Genomic DNA, 553 nt, shown 5'->3' with positions numbered 1-553 from the left:
ATACCGAGGATCATGGCTTAATAACGGCCTCCGTTGCGATAATCGTCGTGGCGCGGCTGCTTTTTGAATCGGCGGTACAGAGCCATTGCGGCGGCAATGATCACATAGATTGCCAACAGATTTACGGCTAATCCCAGCAGATTGCCGAAGAAGCCCATACTGCTGAATAGGCCGCCGAACAGCAGACCCGCAAGCCCGCCGATCATCATGCCGCGCATAAAGCTGCCGCCGCTAAAGAATCCGCGGTTTGTTGTCGGAGTTCCCGTTTGGGTTCCGGTGCGATTGCCCGTCGTATTCTGATATTCGCTTTGCGACGGCTTCTTCGGGGTTGGATTGTACGACCGAGGGCCGGATTTGAATCCGCCGCGTCTGGCGTCAGCAAAGTCAGGGGCGGTGAAGGTGAAGAAGACGGTGAAGACCATCATCAGAAGCATTATTCTTTTTAACATCGTCTATAAACTCCTCCTATGATTGTAAGATAAGTATGTTCGCTTCCCCATCGAGTAATACGGACAAGCCAAGGGAAACGTTTCAAATTTAAATCAATTCAGGT

1 protein-coding gene is annotated in these 553 nt (G+C 51.2%); it reads right to left on the bottom strand.

Annotation, left to right across the window (positions count from 1 at the left end):
- Positions 1–17: 17 nt before the first annotated feature.
- A complete protein-coding gene (locus tag L323_RS33110) occupies positions 18–449 on the bottom strand; it encodes a hypothetical protein (protein WP_009224117.1) in 432 nt (143 codons plus the stop codon).
- Positions 450–553 lie beyond the last annotated feature (104 nt).

Source organism: Ruminiclostridium papyrosolvens C7, from assembly GCF_000421965.1.
In the GTDB taxonomy this organism is placed as follows: Bacteria; Bacillota; Clostridia; order Acetivibrionales; family DSM-1351; genus Ruminiclostridium; species Ruminiclostridium papyrosolvens_A.
The sequence above is the reverse complement of the archived record's forward strand: the minus strand, read 5'-3'. Positions and strand labels throughout refer to the sequence as shown.